This is a genomic window from Streptomyces cirratus (assembly GCF_014650775.1).
Lineage (GTDB): Bacteria > Actinomycetota > Actinomycetes > Streptomycetales > Streptomycetaceae > Streptomyces > Streptomyces cirratus.
The window spans coordinates 24,383-43,204 of record NZ_BMVP01000003.1 but is presented as its reverse complement, the minus strand read 5'-3'; the positions used below and the strand labels follow the sequence as shown (position 1 = coordinate 43,204).

General features: G+C 71.2%; 17 protein-coding genes. 7 read left to right on the top strand and 10 right to left on the bottom strand.

Annotated features, from left to right (window positions below):
- The first annotated feature begins 275 nt into the window (after positions 1 to 275).
- Positions 276 to 1,091 carry an alpha/beta fold hydrolase gene (locus IE207_RS09770; protein ID WP_190183683.1) on the top strand — a complete coding sequence of 272 codons (816 nt, stop codon included), beginning with the start codon at positions 276 to 278 and terminating at the stop codon, positions 1,089 to 1,091.
- Between the two features lie 17 nt (positions 1,092 to 1,108).
- Here IE207_RS09770 and IE207_RS09765 read toward each other — a convergent pair whose 3' ends face one another.
- Positions 1,109 to 2,413 (bottom strand): YhgE/Pip domain-containing protein, encoded by a 1,305-nt coding sequence (locus tag IE207_RS09765; protein ID WP_190183682.1) that lies wholly within the window; start codon positions 2,411 to 2,413, stop codon positions 1,109 to 1,111.
- A gap of 391 nt (positions 2,414 to 2,804) precedes the next feature.
- Here IE207_RS09765 and IE207_RS09760 point away from each other — a divergent pair, with 391 nt between their 5' ends.
- The 3 genes from IE207_RS09760 (at position 2,805) to IE207_RS09750 (ending at position 4,948) form a co-directional block, all read left to right on the top strand.
- The gene (locus IE207_RS09760; RefSeq protein WP_190183681.1) at positions 2,805 to 3,227 is read left to right on the top strand and encodes an SRPBCC family protein; all 423 of its coding nucleotides are present in this window, start codon (positions 2,805 to 2,807) and stop codon (positions 3,225 to 3,227) included.
- A gap of 65 nt (positions 3,228 to 3,292) precedes the next feature.
- Positions 3,293 to 4,318, top strand: a complete 1,026-nt coding sequence (locus tag IE207_RS09755; protein WP_190183680.1) for an alcohol dehydrogenase — start codon at positions 3,293 to 3,295, stop codon at positions 4,316 to 4,318.
- Positions 4,319 to 4,771: 453 nt separating this feature from the next.
- Positions 4,772 to 4,948, top strand: a complete 177-nt coding sequence (locus IE207_RS09750; RefSeq protein ID WP_190183679.1) for a hypothetical protein — start codon at positions 4,772 to 4,774, stop codon at positions 4,946 to 4,948.
- 61 nt (positions 4,949 to 5,009) lie between these two features.
- On the opposite strand, the gene IE207_RS09745 is transcribed toward IE207_RS09750, so the two are convergent.
- Positions 5,010 to 6,464 (bottom strand): alpha/beta hydrolase family protein, encoded by a 1,455-nt coding sequence (locus IE207_RS09745; RefSeq protein WP_444544996.1) that lies wholly within the window; start codon positions 6,462 to 6,464, stop codon positions 5,010 to 5,012.
- A 237-nt stretch (positions 6,465 to 6,701) separates the two neighbouring features.
- Here IE207_RS09745 and IE207_RS09740 point away from each other — a divergent pair, with 237 nt between their 5' ends.
- Positions 6,702 to 7,148 carry a hypothetical protein gene (locus IE207_RS09740; RefSeq protein ID WP_190183678.1) on the top strand — a complete coding sequence of 149 codons (447 nt, stop codon included), beginning with the start codon at positions 6,702 to 6,704 and terminating at the stop codon, positions 7,146 to 7,148.
- A gap of 327 nt (positions 7,149 to 7,475) precedes the next feature.
- Here the strand turns inward: IE207_RS09740 and IE207_RS09735 are convergent, their stop codons facing one another.
- From IE207_RS09735 to IE207_RS09725, 3 genes are all read right to left on the bottom strand, one after another.
- On the bottom strand, positions 7,476 to 11,708 hold the full coding sequence (locus tag IE207_RS09735) for an SEL1-like repeat protein (protein ID WP_190183677.1): 4,233 nt from the start codon (positions 11,706 to 11,708) through the stop codon (positions 7,476 to 7,478).
- The gene (locus IE207_RS09730; RefSeq protein WP_190183676.1) at positions 11,705 to 12,160 is read right to left on the bottom strand and encodes a hypothetical protein; all 456 of its coding nucleotides are present in this window, start codon (positions 12,158 to 12,160) and stop codon (positions 11,705 to 11,707) included. The genes IE207_RS09735 and IE207_RS09730 overlap by 4 nt, the downstream gene beginning before the upstream one ends.
- Positions 12,161 to 12,253: 93 nt before the next feature.
- Complete coding sequence (locus tag IE207_RS09725; RefSeq protein ID WP_190183675.1) at positions 12,254 to 13,180, bottom strand: LysR family transcriptional regulator; 927 nt, start codon at positions 13,178 to 13,180, stop codon at positions 12,254 to 12,256.
- Positions 13,181 to 13,322: 142 nt separating this feature from the next.
- Here IE207_RS09725 and IE207_RS09720 point away from each other — a divergent pair, with 142 nt between their 5' ends.
- Both IE207_RS09720 and IE207_RS09715 read left to right on the top strand, forming a co-directional pair.
- On the top strand, positions 13,323 to 14,141 hold the full coding sequence (locus IE207_RS09720) for an inositol monophosphatase family protein (RefSeq protein WP_190183674.1): 819 nt from the start codon (positions 13,323 to 13,325) through the stop codon (positions 14,139 to 14,141).
- Between the two features lie 59 nt (positions 14,142 to 14,200).
- The gene (locus IE207_RS09715) at positions 14,201 to 14,797 is read left to right on the top strand and encodes an NADPH-dependent F420 reductase (RefSeq protein WP_190183673.1); all 597 of its coding nucleotides are present in this window, start codon (positions 14,201 to 14,203) and stop codon (positions 14,795 to 14,797) included.
- 12 nt (positions 14,798 to 14,809) lie between these two features.
- Here the strand turns inward: IE207_RS09715 and IE207_RS09710 are convergent, their stop codons facing one another.
- The 5 genes from IE207_RS09710 to IE207_RS09690 form a co-directional block, all read right to left on the bottom strand.
- Positions 14,810 to 14,974: a hypothetical protein gene (locus IE207_RS09710; RefSeq protein WP_190183672.1), complete on the bottom strand. Its 165-nt coding sequence runs from the start codon at positions 14,972 to 14,974 to the stop codon at positions 14,810 to 14,812.
- 112 nt (positions 14,975 to 15,086) lie between these two features.
- The gene (gene coaD, locus IE207_RS09705; RefSeq protein ID WP_229873568.1) at positions 15,087 to 15,608 is read right to left on the bottom strand and encodes a pantetheine-phosphate adenylyltransferase; all 522 of its coding nucleotides are present in this window, start codon (positions 15,606 to 15,608) and stop codon (positions 15,087 to 15,089) included.
- Positions 15,609 to 15,711: 103 nt separating this feature from the next.
- A complete protein-coding gene (locus IE207_RS09700) occupies positions 15,712 to 16,305 on the bottom strand; it encodes a hypothetical protein (RefSeq protein ID WP_229873567.1) in 594 nt (197 codons plus the stop codon).
- A 367-nt stretch (positions 16,306 to 16,672) separates the two neighbouring features.
- On the bottom strand, positions 16,673 to 18,079 hold the full coding sequence (locus IE207_RS09695; RefSeq protein WP_190183671.1) for a GntT/GntP/DsdX family permease: 1,407 nt from the start codon (positions 18,077 to 18,079) through the stop codon (positions 16,673 to 16,675).
- Positions 18,080 to 18,168: 89 nt separating this feature from the next.
- Positions 18,169 to 18,714 carry a gluconokinase gene (locus tag IE207_RS09690; protein WP_373304694.1) on the bottom strand — a complete coding sequence of 182 codons (546 nt, stop codon included), beginning with the start codon at positions 18,712 to 18,714 and terminating at the stop codon, positions 18,169 to 18,171.
- Between the last annotated feature and the right edge of the window lie 108 nt (positions 18,715 to 18,822).

The following is an 18,822-nucleotide window of genomic DNA, read 5'->3' as shown; positions in this document are numbered from 1 at the left end:
CCAGGACAGAGGGGCGTGGGCTCGTAGGCGTGCCATCGCCGGGTGCGGCTGGCCGTGGTGTCATGGAACACGTGACGGCAAGGCTCGTAGTCGTTGTTGAGCCCAGCGTGATCAACGAAGCACGCTCGCTGCCGTCTTGCCACGCGGACGTCCAGCCACGCGCATCATGCGCCGGCCGCAAACCTGGCGGGCTTCGGGCTTCGGCTTCCGAGCGCCGGGCCGACCGAACGGGCCCGGACGGGCGTGGCACCCGGGACCTCTGAGAGGACAAGGAAATGAGTGGGATCAGGCCTCGCTTCCGGACGATCGACGGACTGTCGATCCGGTATGCGGAGAGCGACGTGCCGCTCGACCGTGAGGCCCTGCTGCTCAGCCCATGGCCTGAAAGCCTGTATGCCTACGACGCGACCTGGTCGACGCTGGCCCGGCACGCTCGTCTGATCGCGGTGGACCTGCCCGGGTTCGGGCAGTCCGAGCTTCGCGAGGACCTGCTCTCCCCAACCGCGATGGGCGACTTCATCGTGCGGATCGCCGACGCGTTCGGGCTGGTGAGGCCGCACGTCGTGGGCCCCGACATCGGCACTCCTGCGGCGCTGTTCGCCGCAGCCCGGCACCCGAACCGGTTCCAGACCCTGGTCGTGGGTGCCGGAGGGGCGGCAGTCCCGCTGAAGCTGGGAAGCCCTCTCGAGGATTGGGTGCTCGACGAGGACCTGTCCCCTTATCGGGCCATGAGCGCCAAGGCCGCCGTGACGGCCGCGATCAACAACATCAACGGTTACGAGGTGCCGGACATCGTGCGGGAGGACTACCTCGCGTCCTACGCGGGCCAGCGCTTCGTCGCCCAGTTGCCCTACGTCCGCGCGTACCCCACCGAACTGCCCGTCCTCGGCGAGCTGCTGCCCACGCTTGATACGCCGGTCCAAATCATTGCAGGACGCAACGACGCGGTCGTGCCCCCGGAGAACGCCGAGTACCTGCACAGGCACCTGCCCGACAGCAAGCTGGACATCATCGACGTCGGCCACTTCGCCTGGGAGGAAGGCGCCGAGGCCTACGCTGACGTCATCACCCGCTGGTGGGAGGCCAACTGAGCGGGATCGTCCGTCTGTCACGGTGTCTCGCCGGGTGTCGCGTCAGACCGCGCAACCAGGCGGTGCAGCCCCTTGCGGTCGTAGTAGCGGGTCATGGCGAACCCGAACAGCAGGGCGACGGCAACGCCGATGGCAATCATGATCCACGCACGGGTCAGCCCGGCGTCAGCCCGCGCGTCGAAATAGAGGATGGCCCGCACGCCGTCACTCAGCTGGCGCATCGGTTCGAACAGCGCCAGGAAACGGTAGAAGCCCGGAACGGCATGGAGGGGAATCGTCGCTCCCGAGGACGGCAGGGCCAGGGCGATGAAGACGAACATGGACACCACCTGCCCGATCCCGCCGAAGGCCGCGTTGATGGCCTGCACCCCCAGGCCCACGGCCAAGCTGGCGCAGTAGGAGAAGATCCACAACAGCGGCAGGTGTGTGGCGTCCATGCCCAGAATCCCGATCGCGGCGATCATCAGCAGGCTGGTGGTGAGAACGGTGATTCCCGCGGTCATGAGCATCTTCAGCAGCAGTGTCTGGGTACGGCTGATCGGAACCGTCGGCCGCCGCGTGTGCCAGGGCCCGATCTCGTTGTCGGTGTAACCCAGGCCCGCGTCGACGCCGCTGTTGATGATGTTTCCGCCGATGAACCCGGTGAGCACCAGGAGCAGAGCGAAGTAGAAGGCGGTCAGGCCGAGGCCGCTGTGTTTGCCGATGGGGTGGCCCACCTGGGTGGTGACGGTGATCGGATCGCCCAGGAGGGTACGGGTCGTGGTGGTGGCACCCTCGGCGGTTGCCCGGCTCGCAAGCTGTCGACCGATCTCCAGTGATGCCTGATGAGCCGCACGCTGGGTGATCTGACTGGCCAACGAGGAGCCGAGGCTGCCCAGCCCCGGGTTGGTCAGGACGGTGAGGACGGGCCGCGCCGTGTCCCGGGGGGTCAGCAGCGCTGCCACCGAGCTGGTGAAGTCGGCTGGGATGAGCAAGGCGCCGTACACCTTGCCCGATGCCAGCTGGTCCTGCATCTGAGCCTGGCTGAGCCGGCGCCACTGCACGGTGCCTGCCGGGGTTGCTGCGACGACCGACTGGGCCACCTGCGCGCCCAACGTCTGTTGTTGTCCTGCCGGCGGCGGTCCCTGGTCCGTGTTGACCAGGGCGACCGGCAGACGGCGCAGGTTCCCCTGGGGGTTGAGGATGCCGCCCATGTAAAGCAGCGTCAGCAACAGCGCCACCAACGCGCACAGGACAGTCGGTACCAGCCAGAGCTTTCCACGCCGCGCCACAGCGAAGGCGCGCGCGAGCGTCTCCCGATTTCCGGAACCCGCCGGGGTCATGGGAACTCCAATGGGGTCACGGTCCTGCCTGTCCTGATCCGGGCGCGGGATCAACCGTTGTGCGGGAGCCACACTGTGCAGGCAGGATAGCCGTCTGTCATCAGGCCATCACTCAAAGACACGGCCACGGCTCGGCGGGAAGCCCGGGGCGACCGAGGTGCGCAGGTGCCGGCCAGGAGCCTGCTCGTGCGGACTGCTGGGCGAAGGTGCATTCTGAGAAATGGAGCGTTCAGGTCGATGAGCCTGCCCGGTAGGCCCTTGCGAAGCCGAGGCGCCGCTCCTCAGCGGGGCCGGGTGCGGCAATCAGCGTCGGCGAAGTGAGCGAGGCACCGCGCGAGATGCGTACCGAAGCCGCCGGCAGAAGCGGTCTTCTCGAACCCGGGAGTAGGTCATGCCATCCCTACACTTCCACGTGAACTCCTCCATGAGCCCAGCCGAGGTGATGGGCGTGCTGACGAACTTCAGCCCCTCCCGTGTCGAGGAGTGGCCCTCCATCGACGCCGAGCACTTCCAGGTCCACGAGCGGGGCGACACCTGGGCGGAGGTGACCGAGGGGAATGACAAGTCGTGGGAGCGTGCGCGTTACGAATGGGACCCCGCGACCCAGAGGGTCACCGTCACCACTCGCGAATCGGTGCCCTTCGGCTCGGGCGGCTGGCAGTTTCAGATGACTCCCTCGGACAACGGCACCCGCGTCGACGTCAGACTCGAACGGCACCCCACCTCGCTCGGGGCAAAGGTGAAGTCCGCGATCATTCCCTTCGCCGGACCGGTGTTCCGTAAGTCGTTCAAGGAACCGCTGCACACCACGTAGTCGCGCTGCGCGCCCGCTGTCGTCCGCTGCCTCCCTGACCGTCGCTCCTGGTACCGGAGAAACGCATGAGCATCTATCGAGCTGCGCAGGTTGACACCGCGAACGGGTCCTTCCGGATCGTCGAGCGCGAGGTACCGCGTCCGGGCCCGCGTCACGTGCGGATCGCGGTCGAGGCCTGCGGAATCTGCCACAGCGACGCCCTCTTCGTGGACGGCGGCGTGCCCGGCGTACGGTTCCCTCTCGTTCCGGGCCACGAGGCCGCCGGGCGCATCGAGGAACTCGGAGAGGGCGCCGAGGCCGGCAACTGGAACGTGGGGGACCGGGTCACGGTGGGTTGGTTCGGCGGGAGTTGCGGTCACTGCACTCCCTGCCGTCAGGGTGACTTCATCGTCTGCGACACCCTCAAGATCCCTGGCCCCGCCTACGACGGAGGCTTCGCCGAAACCATGATCGCACCGATCGACGCCCTGGCCCGGATCCCGGAAGCCCTGAAGGCGTCCGAAGCGGGACCGATGGCTTGCGCGGGCGTCACGACGTACAACGGTCTGCGGCACAGCCCCGCCCGGCCCGGCGATCTCGTTGCCGTACTGGGCATCGGTGGGCTCGGCCACCTGGGCGTGCAGTACGCGGTGGCCATGGGTTTTGAGACCGTGGCCATCGCCCGGGGTGCGGAGAAGGCCGAGTTCGCCGAGCAACTGGGTGCGCACCACTACATCGACAGCACGGGGCCGACACCGGTCGCGGAATCCCTCCTCTCCCTGGGCGGTGCCAAGGCCGTACTGGCCACGGCCGGAAGCTCCGACGCCATCGCGGCAACGGTCGACGGCATGACGCACCGAGGCGAACTCGTCGTCATCGGAGTGAGCCCAGACCCGCTGGGGGTCAGCCCGCTCCAGTTGATCCTGCGCGGCAGGACCGTACGCGGGCACCCGTCTGGCAGCGCGCAGGACGTGCAGGACACCATGGCGTTCAGCGTCCTGCACGGCATCCGTCCCATGGTGGAGACCCTGCCGCTGACAGAGGCCGAGGGCGCCTACCGGAAGATGCTTTCGGGCGCGGCACGCTTCCGGATGGTGCTCACCACCGGCTGATCTTCGCCCTGCGCTTCTCCGACGTCCACGGTCTCGGCCGGACGGACACTCGCGAGATGAATGCTGCTCGAACAGGCCTTGAAGGGCGGCGGGTTTGGCAGGTGGCGAAGCCTCGGCAACCCGGAGCGCAACGCCGGACGCGGCCGGCGCATCGGTTCCCCTGTGGCGGTGGCCGCGCCCGACGGGCGGATCCACACACCTCTACGCGGCCGGCCGCGACCGCGTCCACCAGTGGTCGCAGGACCATCCGAGCCTGCCGCTGATCCCTCGGGCCGGCGGCCGCCTGACGGACACCGAGCCGGACGGTCGTCCGTGGCGTCCCCTCGAACACCTCCCCTCCCCGGATACGCCGAGCGTCCCGGGCGGGCCGGATCGCTCGGTGGGTGCCGCAACGGGCTTGCATGGAGCCGGAATGCGGGGGCAGACGGATGCCACCTTCTGGAAGGAGCAGTGATGCTTGGTATCGCAGCCGCGGTCTTGTTCTTCATCAGCTTCCTGATCAACGCGGCGGAGATCTCGACGAACCACGTGTTCTCGTCCGGCAATTTCATGGTCCTCGGCCTGATGCTGCTCGCTCTCCACGTGTCCGGCGTGGGCGGCGCCTGGACCACCCGGAGCCGACGCCGCTGAACCTCGCAGTGGTCCGTCGAAGCGGGATCGGCCGTGCCCTCGGCTGCGGCGGCACGTCCGATCAGCGGTTGCTGTCCGGGCGGTACACGCTGAGGTCGCCGTAGGTGGACAAAACGCCGGTCGGGTCGCCGGGTTCGTGCCGCAAGGTGGTGTTCAGGAAGGCGAGGGTGGTTGCGGCGACGACGCGCGGGCTCTCGGTGCGGCCCAGAGAGCCGACTACCGAGGGAACCGGCGGAAGATACAGGGGGGCGTCCGTGAAAGTGAGGTGCGCGGCGCCCGGGATGGTGAGCCGGTAGCTCTTGGCGGTGCTGAGTTTGAGGACCTCGGTGAGGCGGGGCAGGTAACGCGGGTCGGTTTGCGGGCCGATGGCTTGGGTGAGCGCGAGCGCCGGCTGGTGGAACGGGCGCGGATCGGGGTCTCGGGGGTAGCCGTCCATATTGATGACGGCGGCGAACCGGCCGTCCTGGCGGGCCGCTTGGAGGGCTGCGCCGCCACCCAGGGAGTGGCCGGTCGCCGCGGCACGGCCGGTGTCCAGGCGTCCGGTCAGCGGGTCCGCGATCTCGCCTCGGTCCAGACGGCCCAGCTGGGTGAGGACGAAGCTGAGGTCCGCGGCCCGTATTCCCGTCGTTTCGGCGGCCCGTCTGTCGTCTTCGTCGTCATTGCCGGTGGAGGCGATCTCGGTGTGGATCGTCGTGCCGTCGGTGAGTACGACAGCGGCGGAGTCGTAGGGGTGGTCGAGGGCGGCGACCAAGTAGCCGTTGCCGGCCAGTTCCTCCGCCCACGCGGTGTTCTGCGTGCGCACCCCGCCCAGCCCGGGGGAGAACAGCACGACCGGGAACCGTCCGCCCGCGTCGGCCACCGGGGCGTCGAAGACCGACCGGGTGTGGGCACGAGGGACACCGTCGACCAGGAGGCCGGGCAGACCTGCGTAGCGCGCCAGGGCGTCGGAGACGGTGCGCGCCTCCTGCCGCGTGCGGCCGAGGTACTGGCCCGGCTGCGCGCCTGCGGGGCTCTTGCGTGCGGGGTACCAGAGCTGGACCACGACCGTGCGCCGGTCGCCGTGTTCGGCGGTGGCGGTCTCGGGGCGGTTCGGGTCGGTCCACTGCATCACGCGGGTGCCGACAGCGAAGTTGCCCGTCGGCTCCGGGAACACGGGTACGGGACAGGCCCAGGCGGCCACAGGACCCGTCGCGATCAGGCCGACGCAGACCACCGATCCCGGCAACGCCAGCCACCACCGCGCCCGCCACGCCGGCCGGCCGGGACGGCGGCGCAGCACAGGAAGGACGGCGAACGGCAAAACGAGAGCGGCGCCTGCCAGTACCGGCAACATCTGCCACCGCAGCCCCACCACACTCAGCACGAACACGGACAGCACGAGAACCGATCCGGCCGCGATCGTGACGGATGGGCGGGCGGCGAGCGGAAGCCAGCGCGCCACGACCAACGCGACGGCACCCAGCAACACCAGGACTTCCAGGGGGGACATGTGCAGTCCCGTGATGATTTCGGTCACCCGGCCATCCTTGGCGCGGGGCAACCCCACCACATCGCTCCCGGGTCGCCGTCGCGTGCAACCGAAGTCGCAGTCCGGGGCATGCCCCCTGCGACCAAAGTCGCATCCGGACACCGCCCCGGCCTCGGAAACCGACAGGTCGCCCCCGGCACGGGTGACCCTGGTCGGTGAGCTGCAAATGGCGTGACATACGGTTCCTCCCCTGCACCCTGTACCCCACACCCACCAGGAGCCCTGATGCCGCTCAACGCCGGCCGCCAGAGACAAACCTTCGAAGCCGTGACTCCACTGCTGTCCGAGGGGGAGAGGGTCGAACTCATCACCTGCGCCAACGTCGGCAGCGTCTCGGTGCGCAGGCAGGTCGCGACGGCCGTGGTGGTCGGCCTCGCCTCCGCTGGCACCCTCATGGCGGCCGTCCGGCCGCGCCAGATGTACATCGTCCTCACCGACCGGCGTCTGCTGTTCTTCGACGCCTCCACGAGCACCGGAAAGCCGGGCCGGGTCCTGATGGACTTTTCGCGGGCGTACGCTTCGGCCGGTGTCCCGAGCAAGGGGATGTTCGGACTCACGCTCGTGACGGAATTGGCCCTCGCAGGCCAGGACCGCGGGCTCAAACTGGTCTTTCCGACACCCTGCCGGTCGGAGGGCCGACAGTTGGCGGAATCCCTGGCGGCCCGGACCTGAGGAGCCCGTCTTCGCGGTGGCGGAGACGCGGACAGAGATGACGGGATACGAGACCCGGCACGGTTGATCCGAACAGGCCCGGTCATGGGGTGTCCCGATCGACAGCGGTCGTCGGACGGGAGCGATCGCGAAGCCGGGCGCAGCCGTGCCCCCGGGCGTTCGTGGGGCGGGAGCCGGCGGGGAAGGGCCGTTGACCTCCCCAGGCACTCACGGCCCTTCCCCGATCGGTAGCGGCACGTCTACCCAGGCAGACCGGTCTCATGCCCCTCCCGACGTGACGCGGTTCGCGGCGCGCCGCCCGGGCCCGGGCGCGGTGGTGGCGGAGGGTCAGCCGGGGGCGCGGAAGCCCCAGCGGCGTCGGGGCTTCTCCCTGGTTCGCCTGAACAGGCGGCCGCCCAGCAGCTTCGCGGCCGTCGCGTCGCCCGCCGCTGCGGCTCGCCCGTACCACTGCTCGGCCTCCTCCTTGCGGCCAACGTGGAAGAGCAGGTACCCCATGTTGACCATGGATGTGACGTCACCGGCGTCACCCGCGCGCCGCAGCCACGGCTCGGCTTCGCGCCACCTGCCGAGCTCGCAGAGCAGGCTTCCCAGCGGGCCCATGGCCCCGGCCTCCCCGGCCTCGGCGGCGCGCCGGAGCCACTGTTCGGCTTCCGGGACCCGGCCGGTCCGCTCGAGCAGGAGCCCCAGGTTGACCATCGAGCCCCGGTCTCCCGCGTCGCTCGCGCGCCGCAGCCATGGTTCGGCTTCGCGCAGCTTCCCGGCCTCGCAGAGCCGGATGGCCAGGGCGGCGACGGCGAGCCGGTGTCCGGACTCTGCGGCCCGGCGGTACCACTGCTCGGCCTCGGCGGCCCGCCCGGTGTTCTCCATGAGTACGCCGAGGTCGTACTGGGCGCGGTCGAATCCGGCGTCCACCGCGCGCCGGTAGGCGTCCTCCGCCTCCCGCGTCCGGCCCGCCGTGTAGAGGAGGGTTCCGAGGTTGCTCATCGCGCTCGCGCTACCGGCATCGGCCGCCTGCCGCAGGAACGGTTCGGCTTCCCGAGCTCGGCCGCTGTCGTACAGGAGGATGCCGAGGGTGCCGGCGGCCCGTGGATGGCCCGCCCGCACGGCCCGGCGCAGCCAGGGTTCGGCCTCGTCCGCCCGCCCGGTGGTCTCCAGGAGGACTCCGAGTCCGTAGAGGGCGTTGGTGTCTCCCGCCTGGGCGGCCTTGCGCAGCCACGGTTCGGCCTGGGATCCGCGGCCCGTGCTGGTCAGTCGCTCGCCGAGCAGGCTCATGGCGGTGACGTCACCGGTGCGGGCGGACCGCTCCAGCCAGGGTTCGGCCTCGTCGGCCCGGCCCCGGGTGAGCAGGGCGCCGGCCAAGAGCACGATGGCCGTGGGCTGGCCGGTCTCGGCGGCGCGCCGCAGCCATGGTTCGGCCTCCTCCATCCGGTCCGCCTGCTCCAGCAGACGACCGAGGTGGATCATCGCGGGTATGTGGCCCGCCTCGGCTTCCGCCCGGTAGGCACGTTCGAGGTTGTCCTTTGCGTCGGGTCCGTTGGTTCCGGCGGGTCCGTTGGGTCCGTTGGTTCCGTCGCGTCCGGCGGTGGCCGCCTCCGCGCGCCGCCGGGCGGCCGTCAGGCGCACGTCGGCGGCCTCTTCGCCCCGGCCGACGCGCTCCAGCAGGTCGGCGAGGAGCGTGTATCCGCCCAGGAGGTCGGCGGTGTACGCCTCCGGGTTCCGTTCCGCCAGATCACGAAAGCTCCGGACCGCCCGGGCCGCCGCGACGAGCCCGTCACCCAGGTCGGTGTCCAGGCAGGACCTGACGAACGCGTACAACCACTGGGTGCGCGCCAGCTCCGGGAGATGGGCCCCCGGTCCGGACGCGTCCGCCCCGCGGCCTGATGCCACGCCTGATGTCACGTCCGATGTCACGTCCGACGTCCCGCCCGGTTCATCGGCGGCCGCTTCCTCGGCCGTCTCCCCGCTCAGCTCCTCGGCCAGGCCCAGGGCCCAGCGCGAGTAATCCAGGGCGTCCTCGCGCCGGTCGGCCTGCGCGAGGAACCCGGCATGGTTGCGCAGCGCCCGCACCAGGTCCGTCTGGTGCGCGCCGGGGTTCTGGTCGGCCAGTTTGTCCCAGGCCCTGACCGCCTGCCGGGAGCGCACCAGGGCTTCTTCGCGGAGCCCGAACCTCCACAGGTGTCCGGCGTGCGTGGCCAGGGCGTTCGCCAGGCCCGGCAGGTGGCTTCCCGGATTGATCTCAGCCAGCTCCGTCATGTGCTCGACCGCCACCGCGGAACGGGCCACCGCCTCCACCAGGTCGCCCGCTGCAGCATCCAGGAGCGACTGGTTGAGCGCGAGGCGCGCCTCCACGGGGCGGGTGACGGCGTGATCGCCATCGCCCAGGCTGCGGAACTGCTCCGTGGCACGGCGGTAGTAGTCGCGGGCCTCCTCGTGTCGGCCCTCCTCGTACAACAAGGTGGCGTGGTTCGCGAACGTCATGCTCGTCGCGAGCGACTGGACGCGAGGGAACGGAAGCGAAGCGGGCAGCGCCGATCCGATCAGCTCGACGGATCGGAGGGAACACTCCATGGCCTCGCGCCGCTGTCCGGCGTTCGCCAGCCGGTTGGCGTGATTGCCCAGTGCCTCGGCGAGCAGCAACGCGTGGGCGTCGGGGTCGGTCCGCACCAGGGTCTCGTAGAGGTCCACGGCCTCCCGGGACCGCTCCACGGCCTCCGCGTGCTTCCCCGCGTGCGCCAGGGCGACCGCCAGCGCGGACAATGCCCCGGCCCGGTCGCGTGCCGGGGCGGCGGGGTGACTGTGGAGGTCCACGGTCCGCCGCGCGTACGTGAGGGCCTCCGCCCACCGTCCCGCGTGGCCCAGGCGCAGCACCAGGTGCCGGTACAGCGCGGCCCGTGCGGCGTCGGAGGATCCGGGTTCGACGAGGGCGGCCAAGCGTACGGCGACGGCGGCGAGGCCGGTGTCGAGGTCGACGTGCTGCATGCCGCCCAACCTCCGGTGCGCGGCCCGTTCGATGGCTTGGAGGACCTCCCGGTCGGTCCCGTCGATGGCGCTGACGGCCACCAGAGCGGCGCTGCCCGCGTCGAGCGCGACGTCGGGATGGTCCCGCAGCAAGGGGTGCAGGACCTGTTCGGCCAGGTGGGGCCATCGATCGGCCGCCGAAGCCAGGAGGGTCACGGCGCGCGGGGCGACGGCGGCGGCGCCGGGCCCCGTCAGCAGTGCCTTCGGGACCCCTGCCGCCCAGGCGTCGGCGTGATAGCCGGTGACCGTGTGCCCGGGCACGGTCAGTGCCAGGAAGTCCTCGGCCAGCCGATCGGGATAGAGCGGTTCGAGTACGGTGCGCGGGTCCAGCGGCGGGTACACGCGGGCGTGGTCGCGCAGGAGGGACCGCACGGTCCCGGGGACTTCGGCCACACCCGCCCTTTCCAGGGCCGCCGCGGCCGCCTGCCAGGTGGAGGCGCCGGTCAGGGTGGCGACGAACGCGACGCTCGCCATGTCGTCCGGTGAAGTCCGGAAGTCCAGGCCGGCCGCGCCGTTCTCGTAGAGCCGGCGCCAGTTCTCGTGCTCGCGCTCCAGCAGGTAGGCCGACATGCCGGCCGGGTCCCGGGGGGCCGATCGCCCGTTGACGTGCGCGTCCACGGCGACGAGGGCTGCCATCTGCACGGTGAGGGTGAGTCCGAAGGCGGGGTCCGCCAGCGATACCGCGGAGGGGGCCGACGCCGCGTCGGGTCGCCCGTACAGTTCCGCGAACTCGGTGCGCGCGGTGGTGAACATCCGCTCCCGGTCGCCCGGTTCCACCGCCAGCGGCGCCAGCTCCCGCTCGGAGGCATCCGCCCGTCCACCGATCATGGACTTCACCGCCGGCCACGCGTGCGGCGTACGGGCCAGCAGCAGGACCCGGACCGGAACCCGCTCCCCGTGGTCGCCACCGCGCGGGCCACCGTCGAACATGCTGTTGGCGAACAGCCAGGCCAAATCCCGCAGGGGCCACCGGTCGGCGTAGTCCACCAGGACGAGCAGCCCGCGGAGGTGGCCGGCGCGGGCGTCGTGGCTGCCCGCCGACTCGGGCAGGACCGTACCGCCGTGCCGGACGACGATCGTCTTCCACCCCTGGCGGACGGACCGCGCGGCGAAGTGGTCGGCCAGCCGGGTCTTGCCCCGGCCGCCCGGGCCGTGCAGCCAACGCACGGCCAGGGCGCGGCCGCTGTGCCCGGTGCCGTGGGCGCCGACAGGGCCGTGTCCGCCCGCGCCCGGGCCGCGCCACCGGATCAACTCGCTCACCTCGGCCTCGCGTCCGGTGAACGGCACGACCGCGTTGCCCGCGTTGAGCAGTCGGCTGGGCTGCTCGATCCAGGCCGGGTCGGGGTCGCCGTCCGGCGGTTCGTGCCCGGCCAGTACGTACACGGGCCGGCCGTCCCCGTGGGTGTGGACGTCCGCGTTGATGGCCCCGTACGCGAAGCCGTCGAACGCGTAGACGTTCTGGACGATCCTGGGGCCCGCGGAGTCGCCGCCCAGGAGTCCCTCTGCGCGCTCCTCCCCACCGGGCGACCGGGGCACCGTCATGCCCGGGCGTCCGACGACGGGAGCGTGCCGAGACCGGGAGGGGCGGCGGGGGCGTGGTTGTGGATGCTGCCTCCGATCACGCCCTGCGCCGTCGAGTTCGGGGCGCTCGCCGTGACGTGCTGGGTGGTGGTCGTCGTGACCTGCGGGTGTTCGCGCCGCATCTCGGCCAAGAGGTGCTCCAGTTCGCCGCGGGCCGCCGGATCGGTCAGCAGCAGGTCGCGCAGTCGGGTCTCCCAGACGACCGCCACACGCGTGCCCACATCGGGGTTCTCGGGCTGCGAGTCGGCGAGTTCCCGGGCCGAACGCTCCAGCTCCGCCGCCATCCGCTCCTCGGCGCCCGCACGGCGCCACAGCTGCGGCAGTCTCCGTGCGGCGCCCACCAGCCCGGTGGCCAACGCGGTGACGAGCACGGTGCCACCCTCGTGTGCCAGGCTCTCGATCACTTCCGACATGGTCGGCTTCCCTCCCGCGCTCCGTCGACGGCGGTCTCGAACAACCGCTCCACACCCAGACGCTACGAGCCGACGGCCCGCGACGCAGGAAGATCACCGAACAGGCAGGTCACACGACGAGGCTCCGTCCACGGCCAGGGCGGTGCGTGCCAGCGTGCGCAGCCAGGCGTGGGCGTGGTCGGTGTCGTAGCGCTGATGCCACGACAGGTATATCCGCGCCGACGGAAGTTCGAGGGGGAGGGGGAGTACGACCAGGCCGAGGTCGGCGACCGCGGAGCGCGTGGTGGCTTCGGGGACGCTGATCAGGAGATCGGAGCCGCGCGCGAACTCCAGCGCGGCCGCTTCCGTGGGTGCGGTCGCCACCACGCGGCGGGTGAGGCCGAGCCGCGCGAGGGCGTCGTCGAGGGCATTGCCGAGGTTTCCGCGTCGCGAGACGGTGACGTGCTCGGCGGCGGCGTACCGCTTCGCGGTGACGGTCTTGACCCGGGTGAGGGGGTGCCCCTGCCTGACGACGACGACGAGGCGGGTCTCGCCCACGCTCTCGGTACGGATGTCCGGCGCGCCCGGCGGGTTGGCGTTCGCCTCCAGGTCGACCTCGCCGCGCCGCAACTCGGGTGTGTCGATGCTCGATTCCGCGAGGAAGCGCAATCGCACACCCGGCGCCTGCGCGCGTACGGCCGAGAGCAGTGCGGGGCCGCTCGAAGCGACCAGGGAATCGTGCCAGCGGAGCGTGAAAGTGCGTTCCAGCGTCGCCAGATCGAGTTCACGGCTCGGTGCCAGCACCCCCTGGACCTGGTGCAGCAGCTCGTGCACCCGTTCCCGGACGGCGATCGCATACGGCGTCGGGGTCATCGTGCGGCCGGTGCGCACCAGGATCTGGTCCCCGGTCGTGCGCCGGATCCGGCCCAGGCTCCGGCTCATGGCCGGGGCGGTGACATGCAGGCGCGCGGCCGCCCCGGCCACGCTGCCCTCCTCCAGCAGCGCGTCCAGCGCGGTGAGCAGGTTCAAATCCAATTGCATGTGAGTAATCCTAGCCGTGCTTCACATGCAGTTGCTGTTAATCACAGCGCTGGATACCTTCGAGGAAGAGCGCAGGACGGAACGCACAACGCGACCGCGACCGGCTCCGGCACCCCTCCCCTCCTCAGACAGGAGCACCACCATGTCCGAAACGCTCCAGGCCACCGAACTCGCTGCTCCCGACGCCGACTTGCTGGCCCAGACCGCGGACGCCGTGCGCGCGGCCGGTTCGGCGCTGCGCGAGCGCTTCGGCGAGGTGGTCCGCTACCAGACCCGCGAAGAGCTGATGCGTGCGCTCGCCGCCAACGACGACACGGCCCTCGACATCCTGCGCCCCCGCCTCACGAGCCTGCGCCCGGACGCCGGCTGGGTGGAGGACGAGCTGGACGGCGGGGCGCTGCCGCCCGGCGAGTGGTGGGTCGTGGATCCGGCCGAAGGCAACGTCAACCACCTGCACGGTCTGCCGGAGTGGGCGGTGACCGCCACCCTCGTGCGGGAGAACCAGCCGGTGCTCACCGCGGTCCACCTGCCGCTGACCGGCGAGACCTACACCGCGCTCACCGGCGCGGGCGCCCACCTCGACGGCCGGCCGCTGCACGTCTCCGAGACCGCGGACCTCGGCTTGAGCATCGTGGCCACCAGCCAGGCCCGGCCGGACGAGGACGAGAAGGTCGTGCGGCGCGTCGGCTCCTCGATCACCGCGATGCTCTTCGACGCGCTCGTCGTCCGCGTCGCCGTGCCCGCGACCCTGCACCTGCTGAACGTGGCCGCCGGCCGGATCGACGGCTTCTGGCAGTACGCCGGCGCCCGCGCGGACCTGCTGCCCGGGGCGCTGCTCGTCACCGAGGCCGGCGGTCGGATCTCCGACGCCGAGGGCCGCCCCTGGACCCCGCAGAGCCAGAGCTTCCTGGCCGCCGCGCCCGGCGTCCACGCCGAAGCCGCCGCCACGCTCTCGCGCTGACCTCGCAGCACGACCACGACCACGACCACGACCCGCACGCACGGAAGGACCACATCATCATGACCACGATCGCAGTTCTCGGAAACGGTCGCGTCGGCGGCAACCTGGCCACAGCCCTCACCCGGGCGGGGCACGAGGTGACCGTCGCGGATCGCACGCCGGGCGCGGCCGCCGACGCCGCCCGGACAGCCCGGATCGTCATCAACGCCACGCCGGGCGCCGGCTCGCTGGACCGGCTGGGCGCCCTGCGCGAGGAACTGCACGACAAGATCCTCGTCGACGTCTCCAATGCCACCGTCGACGGACCGGACGGACTGCCTGCCCACCTGATCTACCCCGGCTCAAGCCTCGCCGAGCAACTGCAGGAAGCGCTCCCCGCAACGCGCGTCGTCAAGACGCTCAACACCATGCTCTTCCCGGTGATGACCGCGCCGACCATGCTCGACCAGGTGCCCGACGCCTTCCTCTCCGGCGACGACCCGCAGGCCAAGCAGACCGTCCGTGACCTGCTCGTCGACCTCGGCTGGCGCAAGGAGTGGATCACTGATCTCGGCGGAATCCAGACCGCCCGCGCCACGGAGGCCGCGATCCTGTTCGTGCCGCACGTGATTCGGTCCGGCGGATTCGCGCCCTTCGCGGTGTCGATCGCCCGCTGAACTGGGGGGATTTCAGCCCGGCTCGTGCTCGCCGATGTAGAGGCCGGTCGGTTCGCCGCGCCGGGCGAGGAAACCGCCGGCGCAGCCCAGGCCGGTCGGCTCGCCCCTGCCGGAGGCGGGGACGACCTCGAAGGAACAGCGGGCGGTGCCAACCTCGTGGAACGCATAGGTCCGCATACGCATATCGCCGTTCCGGGGATCGTCAGCGTTTCGACGGCGCGTTCATCGGCCTGGCTGCAGCGCTGTGCCGCTACGAACGGCTCTTCCGCCGCACCACGCAGGACACGTTTCAGGAACCCTCGCTGCCACACCCGCCTACTGGAAGAAGCTCGCTCACATCGGCACTCGGGACACGGTCTTGTCGGCTCATCGCGGTGACGAGGGTGGAGGAGATGTGAGCCAGGGCGGGGTCGGCAGCGATGAAGAACGTTTCGACTCCGGCCAGTTCGTGGTTCATGCGGGCCATCGGCATTTCGTAGTCCAGGTCGGTGACGCCGCGAATTCCGCGGATGACGACGTCTATCCCGGTTCGGCGGCAGTAGTCGACCATCAGGCCGCCGGTGTGGGAGTCGACCGTGACGTTGCCCAAGTCGGTTGCTGCCGCGCGGAGCCGGTCCAGCCGTTCCGGGATGGTGAAGCGTCCGGTCTTGTTCGCATTGAACATCACGCACACGACGACTTCGTCGAAGAGGAGGGCAGCGCGCCGGAGTACGTCCTGGTGCCCTTGGGTGACCGGGTCGAAGGATCCTGGGAAGAGGGCTCGCATGGTCGGAGAGAGTAACAAGCGGCCGCCCACGGCATTGAAGTGCACGGGCGGCCAAACCACCGACAGCAAGCGTGACAATGACAACGTCCCGCGGTGGAGCGGCAGGCGCGGGTCGCTGGTCGCCGCTTGATGCGTCCACACCGCGGAGTCATGGCTGAGCCGTTCGATCAGCGCGGGCGTGGCGGCCGGATCCCGCTCGGCCAGCCGACGGTCGTTGCTGTCCGGTGGTCCGCGTAGCGCGCGGCGAGACCGTCACGGGGAAAGCGGGGTGTGGCTGCGCCGTCCAGCGCAGAACGTCCCGCCGAGCCGCGCGTAGGGGCGGCGGGGTGGTGTACCCCCACGCTGTCCTCCACCAGGGGGTCTTCGGCGTGTGCGAGCAGGCGCAGGAGGTCGGGCGGCAGGTGGGACTCTGGGCGGCGGTGCGTCGGAGCAGCGGGTGGGCGGAGGTCGCGGCCCGGCGCAGCGCGTCGGGGTCGGCCAGCCCGTCCCGTACCCACTCCACGTTCCCCCCGGCGAAGGCCCCCACCGTGAAGTCGATCGCCATGCGCCGCGTCTCGCCCGGTGCGGGCCTGACGGAGACGGCGAGCCGTACGGTCTCGTCCGGGTCGACGGCGAGTCGCTCGACGAGGTCGGCGGGCAGCGCCGACTGCTGGCCCGGTGCCAGGATCTCCCGTGCCCGCACCGCGCCCCGACGCGCCGCCGGATCGTGGTGCGTGGCCAGCGAGGCCAGAAACGACGGCACGAGGTGGGGCGACCAGCGGCGCGACCGTCGTACGCGGGTCACACCACTCGGGCCCGTACGCGCCAGCAGCCCGCACCTTGGGGGAGGGACCCACCGGCCGAACGAGGCCCCCCGGTCGCCGTCGTGGCGAGCCGCCGGGCTGCGCACCCCGCACGTCTCCCGCCTGCCGGCCGCCGCCGCTGCCGGGTTCGGTGCCGAACGGGGCGCCCGCCACGACTTTGGTTCGCGCGCTGGTCCCGTCCGGCACCGAACCGGCCCTCGTCGGACACCGGACGGGCGCCGTCACGGCCACGGCCCCCGGGCCGGCACCCGCGTCCCCGCGGCCCCCGGGCCCGCCTGGTCCGCCCGCCCGGAGTGGGGGCCGGGTTCAGAGGACGAGCGACAGCAGCATGACGAAGCCGAGACCACACACCGAGATGATGGTCTCCATCACCGACCAGGTCTTGAGGGTCTGGCCGACCGTCATCCCGAAGTACTCCTTCACCAGCCAGAACCCGGCGTCGTTGACGTGGCTGAAGAACAGTGAGCCCGCCCCGACCGACAGCACCAGCAGCGCGGTCTCGGTGGTGGACATGCCCGCGGCGAGAGGGGCCACCAGGCCCGCCGCCGAGATGGTGGCGACCGTGGCCGAACCGGTCGCCAGGCGGATGGCCACCGCGATCAGCCAGCCCAGCAGCAGGGCCGGGATGGACCAGCTCTGCGACAGGTCGAGGATCATCCGGCCCACGCCGGCGTCGATCAGGGTCTGCTTGAAGCCGCCGCCCGCGCCCACGATCAGCAGGATGCCCGCGATCGGGGCGAGGGACTTCTCCACCGTGACCGAGAGCCGCGTCCGGGTGAACCCGGCCGCCCGGCCGAGCGTGACCATGCCCACCAGCACGGCGGCGAGGAGGGCGATCAACGGGGAACCCGCGACGTCGGTGACCTTCTGCACCCCGTTCGCGGGGTCGTCGACAACGATGTCGACCAGGGCCTTGACCAGCATCAGGGCCACCGGCAGCAGCACGGTGAAGAGGGTGGCGCCGAACGAGGGGCGACGCTGCGACTCCGCCGAGGGGCGTTCGGGGATCATGCGGTCCGGAGCCGGGATGTCGACCCAGCGGGCCGCGTACCGGGAGAACAGGGGCCCGGCGATGATCACGGTCGGTATGGCGACGACCACGCCGAGGGCGAGCGTGACCCCCAGGTTCGCGTGCAGGGCGTCGATGGCGACGAGCGGCCCGGGGTGCGGCGGGATCAGCCCGTGCATCACCGACAGGCCGGCCAGCGCCGGGATGCCGATCCGCATCAGGGAGTAGTTGCCGCGCTTGGCGACCAGGAGCACCACGGGGATCAGCAGCACGATGCCGACCTCGAAGAACAGCGGCAACCCGATCACCGAGGCGATCAGCACCATGGCCCACGGCATGGCCCGGCCCTTGGCCCGGGCCAGGATCGTGTCGACGATCTGGTCGGCGCCGCCGGAGTCGGCCAGCAGCCTCCCCAGGATCGCGCCGAGCGCGATGAGGACGCCGACGCCCGCGACCGTGGCACCGAGTCCCGCGGTGAAACTGGCTATGGTCTTGTTCAGCGGGGCGCCCGCGAAGCACCCGAGGGCCAGGGAGCCCACCGTGAGTGCCAGGAAGGCGTGCATCTTGATTCGGGTGATGAGCAGGACGATGACGGCGATGCCCGCGAGGACGGCGAGGCCCAGTCGGACGTCGCCGGCCGAGGTGATGGGTTCGGGGGCGGCCGCGGCCAGGGGCAGGAGAGTCTCGACGCTGAGACCGGTCACGGTGATGCTTCCTTTCGGGCGTGGCGAGCGTGGCGAGCGTGGCGGGGCGTGATCGTCGGTGAGCAGGGCGGGGCAAGGCCGAAGGCGGCCTAAGGGGCGGTGCCGAGGTCGCGCAGGGCGGCCAGGGCCCGTTCGGTGATCTCTTCGGGGGTGCCGGTGACGTCGACGGCGGCGCCGGTCTCGTCCGCCTGGAGCGGTTCGAGCGCCGCGAACTGCGAGTCGAGCAGGGAGGGGGGCATGAAGTGCCCCTTGCGGTCCGCCATCCGCCGCTCGATCAGCGGCCGGTCGCCGGACAGGTGGACGAAGACCGCGTCCGGGGCGGTGGCGCGCAGCCGGTCCCGGTAGGCACGCTTGAGGCAGGAGGCGGCGACCACACCACCGCCTTGACCGGCCCGGTGGCCGATCCACTCGCCGATCGCGTCCAGCCAAGGGAGCCGGTCGCCGTCGTCGAGCGGGACTCCGGCCGACATCTTGGCCACGTTGGCGGCCGGATGGAAGGCGTCGCCCTCCGCGTACGGAAGGCCGAGGGCCTCCGCGAGCAGTCGGCCCACGGTCGTCTTGCCCGTGCCGGCCACGCCCATCACCACAATGACGCGCTGGGAGCTCACGTCGTACCTCGCTGTCCTCGTTGACATCGGCCCGGGAGGGGGAGGCCCGGGTGGGGAACACTGAACCGCATTAAGTAGTACTTATTCAAGAGTCTGTCGATAAACATCACACCATTGGTTCGCCGGCCCGTCACC

Excerpts from the sequence above, each read along its gene's own strand:
- IE207_RS09755 (WP_190183680.1), top strand. The coding sequence starts at position 3,293 with ATGAGCATCTATCGAGCTGCGCAGGTTGACACCGCGAACGGGTCCTTC.
- IE207_RS09750 (WP_190183679.1), top strand. The coding sequence starts at position 4,772 with ATGCTTGGTATCGCAGCCGCGGTCTTGTTCTTCATCAGCTTCCTGATC.
- IE207_RS09735 (WP_190183677.1), bottom strand. The coding sequence starts at position 11,708 with ATGACGGTGCCCCGGTCGCCCGGTGGGGAGGAGCGCGCAGAGGGACTC.
- IE207_RS09765 (WP_190183682.1), bottom strand. The coding sequence starts at position 2,413 with ATGACCCCGGCGGGTTCCGGAAATCGGGAGACGCTCGCGCGCGCCTTC.
- IE207_RS09730 (WP_190183676.1), bottom strand. The coding sequence starts at position 12,160 with ATGTCGGAAGTGATCGAGAGCCTGGCACACGAGGGTGGCACCGTGCTC.
- IE207_RS09720 (WP_190183674.1), top strand. The coding sequence starts at position 13,323 with ATGTCCGAAACGCTCCAGGCCACCGAACTCGCTGCTCCCGACGCCGAC.
- IE207_RS09725 (WP_190183675.1), bottom strand. The coding sequence starts at position 13,180 with ATGCAATTGGATTTGAACCTGCTCACCGCGCTGGACGCGCTGCTGGAG.
- IE207_RS09740 (WP_190183678.1), top strand. The coding sequence starts at position 6,702 with ATGCCGCTCAACGCCGGCCGCCAGAGACAAACCTTCGAAGCCGTGACT.
- IE207_RS09710 (WP_190183672.1), bottom strand. The coding sequence starts at position 14,974 with ATGCGGACCTATGCGTTCCACGAGGTTGGCACCGCCCGCTGTTCCTTC.
- IE207_RS09715 (WP_190183673.1), top strand. The coding sequence starts at position 14,201 with ATGACCACGATCGCAGTTCTCGGAAACGGTCGCGTCGGCGGCAACCTG.
- IE207_RS09770 (WP_190183683.1), top strand. The coding sequence starts at position 276 with ATGAGTGGGATCAGGCCTCGCTTCCGGACGATCGACGGACTGTCGATC.
- IE207_RS09760 (WP_190183681.1), top strand. The coding sequence starts at position 2,805 with ATGCCATCCCTACACTTCCACGTGAACTCCTCCATGAGCCCAGCCGAG.
- IE207_RS09690 (WP_373304694.1), bottom strand. The coding sequence starts at position 18,714 with ATGTCAACGAGGACAGCGAGGTACGACGTGAGCTCCCAGCGCGTCATT.